This window comes from Acidaminobacter sp. QWL-03 (assembly GCF_058683855.1).
Genome location: NZ_CM178752.1, coordinates 3421200 through 3434871 on the forward strand (window position 1 = coordinate 3421200; position 13672 = coordinate 3434871).

At 46.2% G+C, this 13672-nt stretch carries 10 protein-coding genes; 6 read left to right on the forward strand and 4 right to left on the reverse strand.

What is annotated here, in order from left to right:
• Window positions 1-5: 5 nt before the first annotated feature.
• Together glgD and AC4PHM_RS15825 are read right to left on the reverse strand one after the other, a co-directional pair.
• A complete protein-coding gene (gene glgD, locus AC4PHM_RS15820; protein ID WP_291401773.1) occupies window positions 6-1124 on the reverse strand; it encodes a glucose-1-phosphate adenylyltransferase subunit GlgD in 1119 nt (372 codons plus the stop codon).
• Window positions 1117-2253, reverse strand: a complete 1137-nt coding sequence (locus AC4PHM_RS15825; RefSeq protein WP_492020527.1) for a glucose-1-phosphate adenylyltransferase — start codon at window positions 2251-2253, stop codon at window positions 1117-1119. The genes glgD and AC4PHM_RS15825 overlap by 8 nt, the downstream gene beginning before the upstream one ends.
• Window positions 2254-2678: 425 nt before the next feature.
• On the opposite strand from AC4PHM_RS15825, the gene AC4PHM_RS15830 reads away from it, so the two are divergent.
• Complete coding sequence (locus tag AC4PHM_RS15830) at window positions 2679-4298, forward strand: Na/Pi cotransporter family protein (RefSeq protein ID WP_492018685.1); 1620 nt, start codon at window positions 2679-2681, stop codon at window positions 4296-4298.
• Between the two features lie 114 nt (window positions 4299-4412).
• On the opposite strand, the gene AC4PHM_RS15835 is transcribed toward AC4PHM_RS15830, so the two are convergent.
• Window positions 4413-5144 carry a DUF2161 family putative PD-(D/E)XK-type phosphodiesterase gene (locus tag AC4PHM_RS15835; RefSeq protein ID WP_492018686.1) on the reverse strand — a complete coding sequence of 244 codons (732 nt, stop codon included), beginning with the start codon at window positions 5142-5144 and terminating at the stop codon, window positions 4413-4415.
• 121 nt (window positions 5145-5265) lie between these two features.
• Here AC4PHM_RS15835 and AC4PHM_RS15840 point away from each other — a divergent pair, with 121 nt between their 5' ends.
• Complete coding sequence (locus AC4PHM_RS15840) at window positions 5266-6573, forward strand: alkaline phosphatase family protein (RefSeq protein ID WP_492018687.1); 1308 nt, start codon at window positions 5266-5268, stop codon at window positions 6571-6573.
• Between the two features lie 89 nt (window positions 6574-6662).
• Window positions 6663-7919, forward strand: coding sequence for an MFS transporter (locus AC4PHM_RS15845; protein WP_492018688.1), 1257 nt, complete (start codon window positions 6663-6665; stop codon window positions 7917-7919).
• A 149-nt stretch (window positions 7920-8068) separates the two neighbouring features.
• Here the strand turns inward: AC4PHM_RS15845 and AC4PHM_RS15850 are convergent, their stop codons facing one another.
• Entirely contained in the window at window positions 8069-8743 is a 675-nt protein-coding gene (locus tag AC4PHM_RS15850) for a beta/alpha barrel domain-containing protein (RefSeq protein ID WP_291401783.1), read from the reverse strand.
• A 139-nt stretch (window positions 8744-8882) separates the two neighbouring features.
• Here AC4PHM_RS15850 and lpdA point away from each other — a divergent pair, with 139 nt between their 5' ends.
• From lpdA to AC4PHM_RS15865, 3 genes are all read left to right on the forward strand, one after another.
• Entirely contained in the window at window positions 8883-10283 is a 1401-nt protein-coding gene (gene lpdA, locus AC4PHM_RS15855) for a dihydrolipoyl dehydrogenase (protein ID WP_492018689.1), read from the forward strand.
• Between the two features lie 102 nt (window positions 10284-10385).
• Window positions 10386-12134, forward strand: a complete 1749-nt coding sequence (locus AC4PHM_RS15860; RefSeq protein ID WP_492018690.1) for a sigma-54 interaction domain-containing protein — start codon at window positions 10386-10388, stop codon at window positions 12132-12134.
• Between the two features lie 243 nt (window positions 12135-12377).
• Window positions 12378-13592: an ABC transporter substrate-binding protein gene (locus AC4PHM_RS15865; protein WP_492018691.1), complete on the forward strand. Its 1215-nt coding sequence runs from the start codon at window positions 12378-12380 to the stop codon at window positions 13590-13592.
• Window positions 13593-13672: the final 80 nt, after the last annotated feature.

Here is a 13672-nt window from a genome sequence, read left to right on the forward strand (position 1 = left end):
CCGGATCACAGGACCATGTTCTTCTTGATGACGAAAGGATTGCTTTGATCGCCGAAGAGCATTTTTCGCGGCGTAATCGTGGCATGTTTATCAAGGATGACATAGTTTAGATTAGTGGCCTCGCTCACGGTGACATACGGCAATAATATTGAATTGCGGACGACGGCGCCCTTTTTTATTCTAACGTCCCTGTGGATGATTGAATTCTCCACTTTTCCTTCAATGATACAGCCATTCGCTACAAGGGAGTTGGAGACATAACTGTCCTCGGAATAATAGGTTGAAGGCGCGTCCATGACCTTAGTGTAGATTGGGCCGTGTTTGTTGAATAGCTCCTCGCAGAGCTGAGTATTAAGGAGCTCCATATTGGTCTCAAAGTAATTGTTGATGGTTTGGATACAGCTTAAATAGCCATTAAACCGATAAGCGCTGACTTTCAGTTCCGGCAGCCGCTGAAAGATGGCTTCCTTAAGAAAACGCGCGTCGCCTCTTTGAATTGCGGACTCGATAATCTTAATCAAACGCTCGCGTTTCATGACATACATTTCCATAGACACGTTGTAACGCTCTTCCTTACCAAGGTTTTTTCCTATGCCTATGACGCGGTTTTGATCATCCAAAGACAGCGTGTCGCAGTTCGGAAAACGATCATAGGATTTTTCAATGGTCTTGTAGACTATAGTGACATCAGATCCTGAATTTCTGTGATGTTGAACCACATCTTTATAATCGATGTTGCACAGCATATAACTTCTGGAGAGAAGAACATACTTCTGAGTTGAGTTCTGAAGATAATCCAGATGGTTTCTATAGTTTTCAAGGTCCCCAAGCCGTCTGATGTTATCTTCAGAATTGACCTCCGGATAGAAAATGTAAAGCCCATCCCGTTTGCGGTCCAGTCCCCAATGTTTGCCGCTGCCGACATGCAGCATGATGGAGTGTGACTTGCCGTAGGTGAAAATGGCCACGTTTGACAGTCCGCTGTTCACCATATTTGAGAGCTGGAAATCGATAATTCTATAGCGGCCAAAAATGTGCAGCGCCCCGAGAGACCGGCCCAAAGTCAGATCTTTGATTTGTTCCTCGGATTCACTTAAATTGATGATGCCCATAACATCATTCATGGTTTTCGCCTCCTTCCGATGGATAGACGGCGATATGGTCTCTGGTTCCCTTGACAACCGTGCCGCTTTTTACTGTGATGTCGCTGAGTATGATGGCGTAATCAATCTGAACATCATCTTCGATATTGGTATTTGGCATGACGATAGTATTTTGAACAACCGAATTCCGACCGACGTGAACGTCTGTGGAAATGACGCTTTTGATGACATGTCCTTCAATGACGCAGCCTTCATTCACTATGGAGCCTTCAACTCTGCCGAATGGGCTTATGTACTGAGGTGGACTGATTGGGTTGACGGAATAGTTACGCCAGGACTTATCATGAAGGTTAAGTTCATTGTCAAGCCCCAGCAAATCCATGTTGGATTCCCAAAGGCTCTCTACTGTACCGACATCACGCCAGTAGCCGCTGAAACGATAAGCGTAAACCTTATGATGTCCCTCGACCATTTTTGGAATGATGTCTTTTCCAAAGTCAGAGGAGCTGTCTTCCGAATTATGATCTTCAATCAAACAAGCTCTGAGCACCGGCCAGCTGAAGATGTAAATCCCCATGGAAGCGAGATTGGATTTAGGCGCGTCTGGCTTTTCCTGGAATTCATAGATCATGTCGTCTTCATCTGCGCTTAATAAACCAAATCGTGAAGCCTCGTTCCAAGGCACTTCGATAACAGAAATAGTTAAATCAGCATTCTTTTCCTTGTGGGTATTGAGCATTTTCTGATAGTCCATCTTGTAGATATGGTCTCCTGAAAGAATCAGGACATAATCAGGATTATAAGCGTCAATAAAGTTCATGTTTTCAAAGATCGCATTCGCGGTGCCCATGTAAAAACGGCCGCCTTCTTTGTCAAAATATGGAGGTAGAATTTTGACGCCGCCAAAATTACGATCCAAGTCCCATGAACTCCCTATGCCTATATGCGAGTTTAATTCCAGCGGCTGATATTGTGTCAGAATACCAACGGTATCTATTTCGGAATTAGAGCAGTTGCTTAGTGTAAAATCGATGATTCTAAATTTGCCGCCAAATGGTACTGCCGGTTTGGCAATTTTGTCTGTAATTTCTCTTAGCCTAGAGCCCTGGCCGCCTGCCAGGATCATGGCGACGATCTCTTTCTTCTGCATTTTCAATAGAATCGCCCCTCCTTCATAATAAAAAATCATCACTCATACCCGATCTTGACCTTGAAAGATGCCAACGTTGAGTAAAAGTTGATGAGCAGTTTGGAATAGTAGTCATTTTCCTATACACAATCACTCCTACAAATTGAAATAATTATGATCATGATATTGTTGTAGAAATACCCAACAGACTGGCAGATGAAACGTTCAAGGACGCCATAAATTGAAGTTTTTGTAACTTTACAAACGAATTAGTGTTGAATTGCTATTTCGTGTTATGTATGATCAAATTGGCAGAAAAATTTAACATAGATTTTACACTAAAGCACTTCATTTCTGGTAGAATTTCACGGTGTCTTAATAAACTAGTTATGACATAGATTAATCTAGTTGGTATAGTGTGAATTAATAGAATCAGGAGGCGAAGTATGGCGTTTACAATCGGTGTTGGCGTTTTGGGAGGGCTTGGACTATTTCTGTTTGGCATGAGTATGATGGGAACTGCGCTTCAAAAAGTAGCCGGAAAGAAAATGGAAAAAATAATTGAGCTCTTGACCAGGAACAGATTTATAGCTGTCATGGTGGGCATGTTTGTCACTGCAATTATTCAAAGTTCAAGTCTTACCACGGTTATGGTCGTTGGTTTTGTCAATGCCGGAATCATGAAGCTGACTCAGGCGGTCGGCATCATCATGGGTGCCAACATAGGCACAACGATTACCGGTCAGCTCGTTTCGCTCAATCTGGAACACTGGGCACCGCTTGCAATCGGCATAGGGGTCTTTGTCTGGTTTCTTGCAAAAGATGACAAAAAGAAAAACATTGCCGAGATCTTTATTGGATTCGGATTACTCTTTTTAGGCATGGAAGCCCTTAAGGACGCGCTGAAGCCTCTGCGAGAGATACAGGCTTTTTCAGATATGATGGTTGGCTTTGGATCTGTACCGGCACTCGGTGTTCTGGCAGGTTTTCTCTTGACGCTTATGGTTCAAAGTTCCTCGGCTTCAATAGGTATGCTTATTGCGCTCGCTTCCCAAGGATTGATTCCACTCACATCAGCAATGCCTATTTTATATGGTGAAAATATTGGAACGTGTACAACAGCGCTGATCTCTTCAATAGGGGCAAGCCGGAATGCAAAAAGAGCAGCCATTATACATCTGGTGTTCAATGTGATCGGTACACTGATCTTTGTTTTCTTCCTCACAAAACCAATCGCGCATATCGTCACACAGTGGGACCCAAATGATGTGGGTCGTCAAATCGCGAATGCCCACACGCTGTTCAATATTACCAATGTCGTTATTCAGTTCCCATTTGCTATGTTCTTAATTAAAATCGCAATGAAAATTATACCGGATAAAGGTGACGCAGAGCGTGAATCCGTTACAAAATACCTGGACGAACGTATTTTGGAAACGCCTTCTATCGCGCTTAGAAACACAATTCGTGAGCAGCTCCACATGGCAAACGTTTCATACAGTGCTTTAAGCTCTTCTATGGACGGATTCTTTGAACGTGATCTGGCCAAAGTCAAACAGACGTTTGTGACAGAAAAGGAAATCAATAAGCTTGAAAAAGCAATTACGGAGTATCTGGTAAAACTATCCAACAGAAAGCTGTCTGACTATGACCGCAAGGTGGTCGACGGTTTGTTCAACAATATCAATGATATTGAGCGTATTGGCGACCATGCTGACAATATTGCTGAGCTGGTGGTGGATGCTCTTGAAAAAGGGTTGCCATTCTCTGATGATTCCCGCAAGGAACTTCAGGATCTTTACGATAAATCAGCACTGGCATTTTCTAAGGCTATGGAAGCCATTGTGACAGGCAATCGCGAAACCATTCAGCAGGTTTTTGACATTGAAAATGAGGTCGACAAGCTGGAAAAAATTTGCCGCAGGGGGCATATTGACCGCCTCAACAACAACGACTGTAATCCGGAATCCGGCATTATCTTCTTGGATATTGTCAGCAATCTCGAGCGCGTGTCGGATCTTTCCGCCAACCTTGCCAAGGTTGTACAGGATACTTTGTCCGCTTAGAAATTGCGGTTCTTAAGATCTGCAAAATTGTTCATAAGATAATTAAAAGGCTGTCTGCAAAATCAGGTGTTACCATTTTGCAGACAGCCTTTTCGTGTTTTGGAGTGCAAAAGCTTAACCTGTTGAATCCTCCATGGAAGCCATATCCAAGGCGCTGAAGGCATCCGCCAAAGGCTTGTACACTTGCAGCGCATTTTCACCTTCAGCTGTCAAAGTATAGATTCGGTCTATGGACTTTGAGAACCAGCCGTAGTAATTTGAGTTCAGAATGCTGGTTGTTTTTTTGGGGTGTGCCCCGTTTGTTTTTAGGGATGCGGCAGACTGAGGGCCATTTTTTCTGATCAAATAAGCTATGTAAAGTGCTGCTTCGCGATAGGCTGTCACCAGTGGTACTCCGGTGCTGCCAGCTATGTTTAGATCAAGACTCCGGTTCGAAAACTCCTTCTCCAGAGCGGTTCTCTTCTTGGAGGACTGGCGTTTAGAAGTGGTGGATTCGGGGATCAGTGCCTCTTCCACCATGTAAGTACTGCCAGTTTTGCTGACCAGAAGAAGTCCGAGGTTAAGCTGCTTAAGGACTTTGATTTTGGACTTCCAAATTTTATCCTGTTTGAAATTATTCGGCTTGGGTATGCTCACATAGACAGCGTCAGCGTAACTTTGGCGCTCTACCGCCTGGGCGAGAAGATCAAAGGAGAGGTGCCGCTTCATCTCAATGATATAGATTAAGTTGTTCTTTTTCGCGACGAGATCGCAGGATCTGACCTCTGAGCGGACGTCGAAGCCAAGGTTGTCGAGATGCTGACGCAGGGGTTCGTAAAGCTCGCGTTCGTATTGAATTTTATCCATTAGGGGCACCCCTTCCATCGGCAAAAAAATCTTTTAAAAGCTCAAACAACAAAATTATACCATATTGCTTAAAATTGATGCAATGTAAGGGATACTCAGGCTTTTGACCGGAGGTGCGGATATGTGGAATAGGCGTCGTTTGATTGTGATATCTTTTGATGGGCTTGCTGATCAGGACTTTGAGACTATATCAGCCATGCCTGCCTTTGGCAGGCTTATAAACAGAGCGGCATGGCATAATAGTGTCAAAAGTATTTACCCGTCACTGACTTATCCTGCTCACGCCACAATTGTGACAGGGCGGCAGCCCAAAGATCACGGTATTGTGAACAATACGCTTTTTCAACCGGGGAGACCGTCGCCGGACTGGTTTTGGAACCGCCGTTACCTTATGGGGGATACACTCTACGACGCGGCAGCCAGGGCAGGGATGAGAACGGCAGCTTTGCTTTGGCCGGTGACGGCTGGGGCCGCAATTCACTACAATATGCCTGAAGTCCTGGCCAACCGTCCTTGGGAAAATCAGATTCTCGTGTCCCTGAGGTCAGGAACGCCGGGGTATCAATTTGAGATGAACCGTAGATTTGGCAAACTCAGGCATGGGACAGATCAACCGGCGCTGGACCATTTCACCCATAAAGCGCTCATGGCGACTTTGGAAGAAAAGCATCCGGACCTGATTCTGGTGCATTATACGGATTTGGATTCCCAACGCCACGATTATGGATTTAATTCCAAAATGGCCGGTGAGGCAATGAAACGCCATGACCGAAGGTTGGGAGACATCCTGGATTGGATTGAGAACCAGCCGGACCGAGAAGTTTACGGCATCTGCGTACTGGGGGACCACAGCAGCCTGGATGTGGAGCGCGTCGTCAATCTGAATCCCCTTTTTATTGAGAGAGGCTTGATTCAACTGGACCATAAAGGGCACCTCAAGGATTACCGAGCGCTGATGAAATCGGCGGATGGTTCAGCCTATCTCTATGTCAAGGGTCCGGAACTGGAGCATGTCAAAGCTCATGTGAGAAAGATCGTCGAAGATTTCGCCCGCGAGGAAGAGGCCATTGAAGCGATTTATAACCACAGAGAAATTGTGGCACTTGGCGCGGATCCGGGCGCGTTTCTAATGCTTGAGGCTTCTAAAGGCTATTATTTTAATGACCGTCTGGATGCCAATGACCCTGTTGAGGAGATAACGGATCAGACGGTGAGGGGGGCGCCTTTTTATCACTGGAATACCCATGGCTTCTCGCCGCTGAAGCCAATGTACAATACAGTCTGGATCATGGCTGGAGACGGCATAAAAGCAGGAGAGATTACAACCCCTATGTCACTGCTGGATGAAGCGCCGACGTTTGCCGGCTGGCTCGGGGTCGAAATGGAAGGGGCTGTCAAAGGAGCGCTCTCGTGTCTTGAATCTGAGTAATTTCTTTGAGTTCCAAAGTTCATAAGAAATTTGAAGTGCGCCGCTGATTCTGTCCTATGGGCTGTGGAAATTGAGAGAGGGGATCGCCTATGATGAGGCTGACAAAGATAGAAAAAAGCTGGGCGTTTTATGACTGGGCCAACAGCGCCTATAGTATGACCATTACATCGACCATCATGCCGCTCTATTTCAAAATGGTATTTGAAAATGTGGGATCGGCGACAACCTCAACCGCTTACTGGGGCTACGCCAATTCAATTGCGACGCTGATTTTGGCACTGCTGGCGCCGGTACTGGGTACGATCGCGGATTACATGGGACTCAAAAAGCGATTTTTTGTGACCTTCGTACTGATTGGAATCGCAGCGACAGCATTTTTGTCGCTCATTCCCGAATCTTATTGGTGGGGGCTGTTGGTGGTCTATATATTGACGGCGATAGGTTTCTCCGGGGCGAACGTTTTCTATGATGCCTTCCTGGTGGACATCACGCCGGCCGAACGCATGGACCGCGTTTCAACAACGGGCTTCGCAATGGGCTATATTGGAAGCACGATCCCGTTTATTCTGTGCATGGCGGTGGTTGTAGGTGCCCAGATGAGTTGGCTGCCATTGTCCATTGGGGCTGCGTTCAGAATTTCCTTCATCATCACCGCGCTTTGGTGGGGCGTGTTTACCCTGCCGCTTATTAAAAATGTCCACCAGGTCCACGGTATTCCTATTGAGTCAAAACCCGTCTCGAGAAGCTTTAGGCGGATTGCAAAGACCTTTTCCAATATCAGAGCGCACAATAACTTGTTTACCTTTTTGATTGCCTACTTTTTCTACATTGATGGCGTGGATACCATTATTAAAATGGCGACCTCCTATGGCTCAGACCTGGGCATAGATGCCATGAACCTGCTGGTCATCTTACTCGCAACGCAATTTGTGGCGTTTCCCTTCGCGCTTCTCTATGGGAAGTTGGCGGAGCGGTTCGGCTGTAAAAGAATGCTCTTTGTCGGCATAATTACTTATACTGTGATTTGTATTTACGCCTACTTCCTGGATTCGGTCCTGGACTTCTGGATTCTCGCTATGATGGTGGGAACGTCTCAGGGTGGGATTCAAGCACTCAGCCGTTCTTATTTTGGAAAATTGGTACCAAAGGAACAGGCCAATGAATTTTTTGGCTTCTACAATATCTTTGGTAAGTTTGCCGCGATCATGGGACCATTTCTCGTTGGCTTTGTGACCCAAATGACTGGGCGCACCAACAACGGCGTTTTCAGCATTATATTGCTGTTTATCATTGGGGGCATATTGCTCATGAGAGTGCCGGACATGGATGAGGCAAAAGCCGCATAGAGAGTGAGTCTCCAGATCCGCGTGGTGAGCGGGTTCTGGCGGACAATGTCGATGTCACTTGAAAAAGGCACGCCGCAAGGGGTGCCTTTTGTCAGTGGTATTATTTAATTTGGTGTTGAAAATTCAATCAATGTTATGTGTCGGTGACATTAAAAGATGTCGTCTTGATTCCTGTATTTAATCATGATTTCTTTGAAAATTTCGCCGTTGCTGGGTGGTGTAAAGGTAATGGCGTTTGCTCCGGCTTCGATGGTTCTCAAAATATCTTCCTCCGTTGGTCCGCCGGTTGCGATAATTGGCATCTCCGGATACTTTTGACGGATCATCCGGACGATCTCGGCGGTTTTCGACGCGCCTGACACATTCAGGATGGTGGCGCCGGCGTTAATTCTGGCTTCAATGTCTGTTTTTTCTGAGACGACCGTGACGACGACGGGAATGTCAATTCGATCGCGAAGCGCTCTGATGATCTCATTTGTGGTCGGTGCGTTGACGACGACGCCCATGGCACCCTGAAATTCAGCATCCATGGCGAGGTTTATGACGCGCTTCCCCGTCGTTGTACCGCCGCCGACGCCGCTGAAGACAGGCACATCTGATGCTGTGATGATGGCGTGCGTGATGACGGGCTGAGGTGTGAAGGGGTAGACGGCAATGACAGCATCCGCGTTGCAATTTTTGATGATAGCGACATCTGTTGAAAAAACCAGCGATTTAATGCGTTTCCCAAAGATTTTGATGCCACTGACTTTGTATATGGCTTCCGGGACTTTAATTATATGTTTTCTCAAATTTCCCTGAATTTCAGGAACGAATTCTTTCATGATAAAACATCCCCTTTCCGGCGGCAGTTTTTTATCTTTGTATAAAATCCATAACTACAGACAGCTCGCATTATTAAAATTTTCTGATATTATTATAGCATATGGTATTTAATCAAACGAAATTTTAAGGAGGCACCTCATGGAAAAAGATTTGTTGATCATAGGCGGCGGTCCGGGCGGTTATGTTGCTGCTATTCGCGCAGCGCAACTCGGTATGGAGGTCGCACTTGTCGAAGCGGACCGTCTTGGCGGCACGTGTCTGAACCGTGGCTGTATCCCGACCAAAGCACTTTACGCCAACGCGCAGCTTATGGATAAGTTCGCACACGCAGAAAGCTTTGGCATTACCGTGGATGGTTACAAAATGGACATGGGCCGTGTTATGGACCGCAAAGCCAGTGTTGTAGACCAGTTGGTCAAGGGAACGGACAAAGTCGTGGAAGACAACGGTGTACTGATCATGAGAGGCTTTGCTGCCTTCAAAAGTGCTGACGCTGTTGAAGTAAAACTGCATGACGGTACAACGGAACTGGTCAAGGCTAAAAACGTCATCATAGCCACTGGTTCAGTGCCTTCGTCCCCACCAGTCCCGGGCAACGATTTGCCAGGTGTTATTGACAGCGATCAGCTTCTGGAGCTCAGAGAGCTTCCAAAGCGCATGGTCGTTGCAGGCAGCGGCGTTATAGGCATGGAATTCGCTTCCATCTACAATTCCTTCGGCTCTGAAGTCACGGTCATATCATCGACACTTCTGAAGCGCATTGACAAGGACATTGTCAAACGACTTCCGCCAATTCTCAAGAAGCGCGGACTTAAGCTGCATGACGGCGCGCGTGCCAAGGAGATTAAAAAGACAGAGACCGGACTCTTAATGATCGCCACCAACAAAAAAGGTGAGACTATTGAGGTTGAAGCAGACGTTATTTTAATGGCAGTTGGCAGAAGAGCATTTGTGGATGGTCTTAACCTTGAGGCTGCCGGCGTCATTTTCGACGGTACCGGAATCCCGGTAGACAACAAGTTTCAGACGAATGTACCGAACATCTATGCGATTGGAGATGTACTGGGCGGCGTCATGCTGGCACACGTGGCATCCCATCATGGCATTGCCTGTGTTGAAGCCATTGCAACTGGTGAAGCGCCTAAGCACGGTTCCACGGTTCCGGACTGTATTTTTATTGACCCTCAGATTGCCTACGCAGGTCTTACGGAAGAGCAGGCGGCAGCTAAAGGGTACGAGATTAAAACCGGAAAATTCAATTTCGTCGCGAATGGAAAAGCATTATCCATGGGTGAAACGGACGGCTTCGTCAAAGTGATCGCGGATGCTGCCACACTGAAAATTCTTGGTGTGCACATCATGGGACCTCACGCCTCTGATTTGATTCATGAGGCCTCACTGGCGATTGATCAGCATATGGACGTCCATGCGATCGGACAATCCATTCACGCGCATCCAACTTTGGCAGAAGCGCTTCATGAAGCGGTACTCAATGTTACGGACGCTGCGATTCATATTTCACCGACTAAAAAGAAATAATTCGGACCTGAAGAGGACTGTGGAAATGGCGCACCGGAGGAGTTTGGGAGGGTGCGCCGTTTTTATAATGAAAAGCTGAAGCGTTAAAAAGTGGGGATGGTCATGCAGGCAGAGACATTAGGAAAATTGCTTACGCCATTTGGAGCCGGTATTATTATTCTGGACGATAAGCAGCGTCTATTATGGATGAATCAAGCCGTTAAAACGTTTTTTGACACAACTGGGAGAACGTTTAAAGAATTTTTCCCATACGAGATTGACCTAACCGTTGATCAGGTTGTGGCGTTACATGATCCAGAGGGACATCAGTACCTGATCGGAGTGACAAAAATAAGTGACGCTGATCCGTGTCATACGGTCATTAGCCTTCAGAGGCCCAGTGATTTTAATTATTCTGCCACAAAAAGTTATTGTCTTGAGACAGCGCTGGATCAAGTCAATGATGGTGTGGTAATTTCTGATTTTGAAGGAAAAATCGTACTCTACAATCGTGCAATGGAGCAGCTTGAAGAACGCAGTCGCAGTCAAATGGTTGGAAAATACATATGGGATGCCTATGGGTATAAGGATCCAGCCCAATCGGAGCATCGTCAAGTATTCAATAGTGCTGTGCCGCTGCTGGATCGGTTTAGCGCTCATGTCTATAAAAATGGCAGGCCGCTCTTTACATCCTACAGTACTTTCCCGCTTGTCAAAGACGACGAGCGATTAGGTGTCTTCTCAATTTGCAGAAATGACACTAAGCTCAGGGAGTTATTGGATGAAACCATTGAATTGAAAAAGCGCTTTTTTGCTGCCCGAGAGGCTGAGGATGACACAGGCATGCTTCTGTCAAAGACGCATGCTTTGTCTTCCCTGCGAACGCCGCTTAATAATGGCACGCATTATACTTTCAGCGATATTATTGGGGAAGGAAATACCACCATAAAAACTGTGAATGAAGCCAAGGCAATGGCGGTGCTGGAATCCAACATACTCATAATTGGTGAGACCGGCACCGGAAAGGAGCTTTACGCTCAAAGTATCCATAATTACAGCAGCAGAGGGACGAAGCCGTTTATTGGGATCAACTGTGCCGCCATACCCGAAACGCTGCTGGAAGGCATTCTGTTCGGCACAACGAAGGGTGCGTTCACAGGCGCTCTTGATAAATCCGGTTTGTTTGAAGAGGCGGGCAGCGGGACGGTATTTTTGGATGAGCTTAATTCTATGCCCATCAGTATGCAGACAAAACTGTTGAGGGTGCTGCAAGAACGGAAATTTAACCGAGTTGGCGGGACAAATCTGATCTCGCTTAAATGTCGTGTGATCTGTGCCATGAATGTGGACCCTGAAATCTCAATAAGAGATGGAAACCTTAGACAGGATTTATATTTTCGCGTTGCAGGCTTAAGTCTTTACTTACTTCCTTTGAGGGCAAAGAAAGACGAATTGAAGAGTCTGATATGCCATTACATCAAGAAATACAACGGATTAGTCGGAAGAAGGATCAGTACTGTGTCGGAAGAACTGAGTGCAGCATTGCAAGCATACTCATGGCCGGGAAATATCAGGGAACTGGAGCATGTTGTCGAAAATTTAATGGTGCGTTCCGATGAAACAGATCTAATTCTTGAGGTTCGTCACCTGCCGGATCATCTTATACACAGATTTTCTGAAAAGGTGTCGGAATCCTCTGTTGAAGAACCACTGCACTTGAATGATGCTTTGAATAATGTAGAGCGCTCCATGATTCTCATGGCATTAAAACGTCGTAACGGGAATCTGACAGCAGCATCGAGGGATTTGGGAATCATCCGACAAAGTTTGGTCTATAGAATAAAACGTCTTGGGATTGAGCGGACGGAATAGATGTTGATCAAGACGCATAAATTTTATGCGCTTATCGCATAAAATTTAACTGAGCATCAAGCTGTTGCATCGTTATAGCGTATAAAATTTATGCGCATAACGATGCTTTTCGTTTTTTGTGATAGGCACTTCAAGTGCTGATTTTGCTGAATTGTTGAAGTTTTTAGACAAATGAAAAGTTGTGGCACGCAACTTGCAATAAGGTTTACTGCTACTTATTAATTAGAATGGGGAGGAACGATTATGAAAAAAAGATTTAAAACCTGGCTCTTGATCTCGCTTGTCGTCATACTTGGGGTCTCGATGTTTGGATGCTCTAAGCCCGCAGAAACACCGGCAGCAGAAGAACCGAGCAGTGAACCCGCGGCACCTGCTGAAAGCTCAGAACCAATCCGAATTGGCTTTTTTGCGCCTGTAACAGGTGCTGCAGCGTCAGATGGCAAAAGTGCGACACAGTCCGCTGAACTTGCCGTCAAGCTTATTAATGACGGCGGCGGGATCAATGGAAGACCTGTCGAACTCGTCAAGTATGATGATGGCTTGGACACTAAGCAAGCAGTCAACATTGCGCAAAAACTTACAACAAAAGACAATGTCGTTGCTGTTGTCAGCGGCAGCTATAGCGGACCAACTCGTGTAGCAGCGCCTATTTTCCAAGAGGCCGGCATGCCTATGCTATCTGCCTATGCGATTCACCCGGATGTCACGGGTTCAGGTGACTTCGTCTTCTCGCAGTCCTTTTCCGGAGCTGTGCAAGGTCGGGCTGGCGGCGTTGTAGCTGTGGATATGCTGGGTGCCAAGAGAATTTCGATACTGGCTGTAGACATTGACTTTGGCAAAACCTTATCTGAGGCGTTCACTGCCTATGCCGAAGCAAACGGCGCAGAAATAGTGTCAATGGATACCTTCGGTATGCCTGAAACTGAGTTTTCTCCGGTGCTGACAAAAATTAAGGAAACCGTAAAACCGGACCTGCTTTACATTGCATGCTATCCTTCTCACGGAACGGAGATTGCAAGACAATCCAAGCGCCTCGGTCTGGATGTTCAAATTCTTGGAACTGAGGGCATTGACTCTTATCAGTTCCTGGAAGTTGCGAAAGAAGACGCCGAAGGTGTCATCATTACAACAAACATGAACAGAGACAGTGAAAGTGATGCAGTCAAGAATTACATCGCAGGTTATAAAGCGGCTTACAATATGCAGCCGGATATGGTCGGCGCTTCTACTTATGACGCCTTTGAGACCTTGTTTAAGGTTATCGCTGAAGTTGGCACTGATCCGGTCACTATGAGAGATGCCATCAAAGAGTTGAAGGACTTTGAAACTGTCACAGGCAGATTGATTGAATACGCGCCATCCAGAGTTGCGGTCAAGCCGGTACAGATTCAGATTGTAAAGGACGGCGAATTCCACTACTACAATGAAATTACGGATGACGCAATTATCAGAGACTAGTGGTGAGGAAAAACCATAACTAAACCAAATGATCAATAGGTGACTGAAGGCGCGCCAGCGGCGCGCCTTCAGTAAACAGA

What these genes read in the sequence shown, in the direction of transcription:
- AC4PHM_RS15825 (WP_492020527.1), bottom strand. Translation starts at nt 2,253, where the DNA reads ATGCAGAAGAAAGAGATCGTCGCCATGATCCTGGCAGGCGGCCAGGGC.
- AC4PHM_RS15830 (WP_492018685.1), top strand. Translation starts at nt 2,679, where the DNA reads ATGGCGTTTACAATCGGTGTTGGCGTTTTGGGAGGGCTTGGACTATTT.
- glgD (WP_291401773.1), bottom strand. Translation starts at nt 1,124, where the DNA reads ATGAATGATGTTATGGGCATCATCAATTTAAGTGAATCCGAGGAACAA.
- AC4PHM_RS15835 (WP_492018686.1), bottom strand. Translation starts at nt 5,144, where the DNA reads ATGGATAAAATTCAATACGAACGCGAGCTTTACGAACCCCTGCGTCAG.
- AC4PHM_RS15845 (WP_492018688.1), top strand. Translation starts at nt 6,663, where the DNA reads ATGATGAGGCTGACAAAGATAGAAAAAAGCTGGGCGTTTTATGACTGG.
- AC4PHM_RS15840 (WP_492018687.1), top strand. Translation starts at nt 5,266, where the DNA reads ATGTGGAATAGGCGTCGTTTGATTGTGATATCTTTTGATGGGCTTGCT.
- AC4PHM_RS15865 (WP_492018691.1), top strand. Translation starts at nt 12,378, where the DNA reads ATGAAAAAAAGATTTAAAACCTGGCTCTTGATCTCGCTTGTCGTCATA.
- lpdA (WP_492018689.1), top strand. Translation starts at nt 8,883, where the DNA reads ATGGAAAAAGATTTGTTGATCATAGGCGGCGGTCCGGGCGGTTATGTT.
- AC4PHM_RS15850 (WP_291401783.1), bottom strand. Translation starts at nt 8,743, where the DNA reads ATGAAAGAATTCGTTCCTGAAATTCAGGGAAATTTGAGAAAACATATA.
- AC4PHM_RS15860 (WP_492018690.1), top strand. Translation starts at nt 10,386, where the DNA reads ATGCAGGCAGAGACATTAGGAAAATTGCTTACGCCATTTGGAGCCGGT.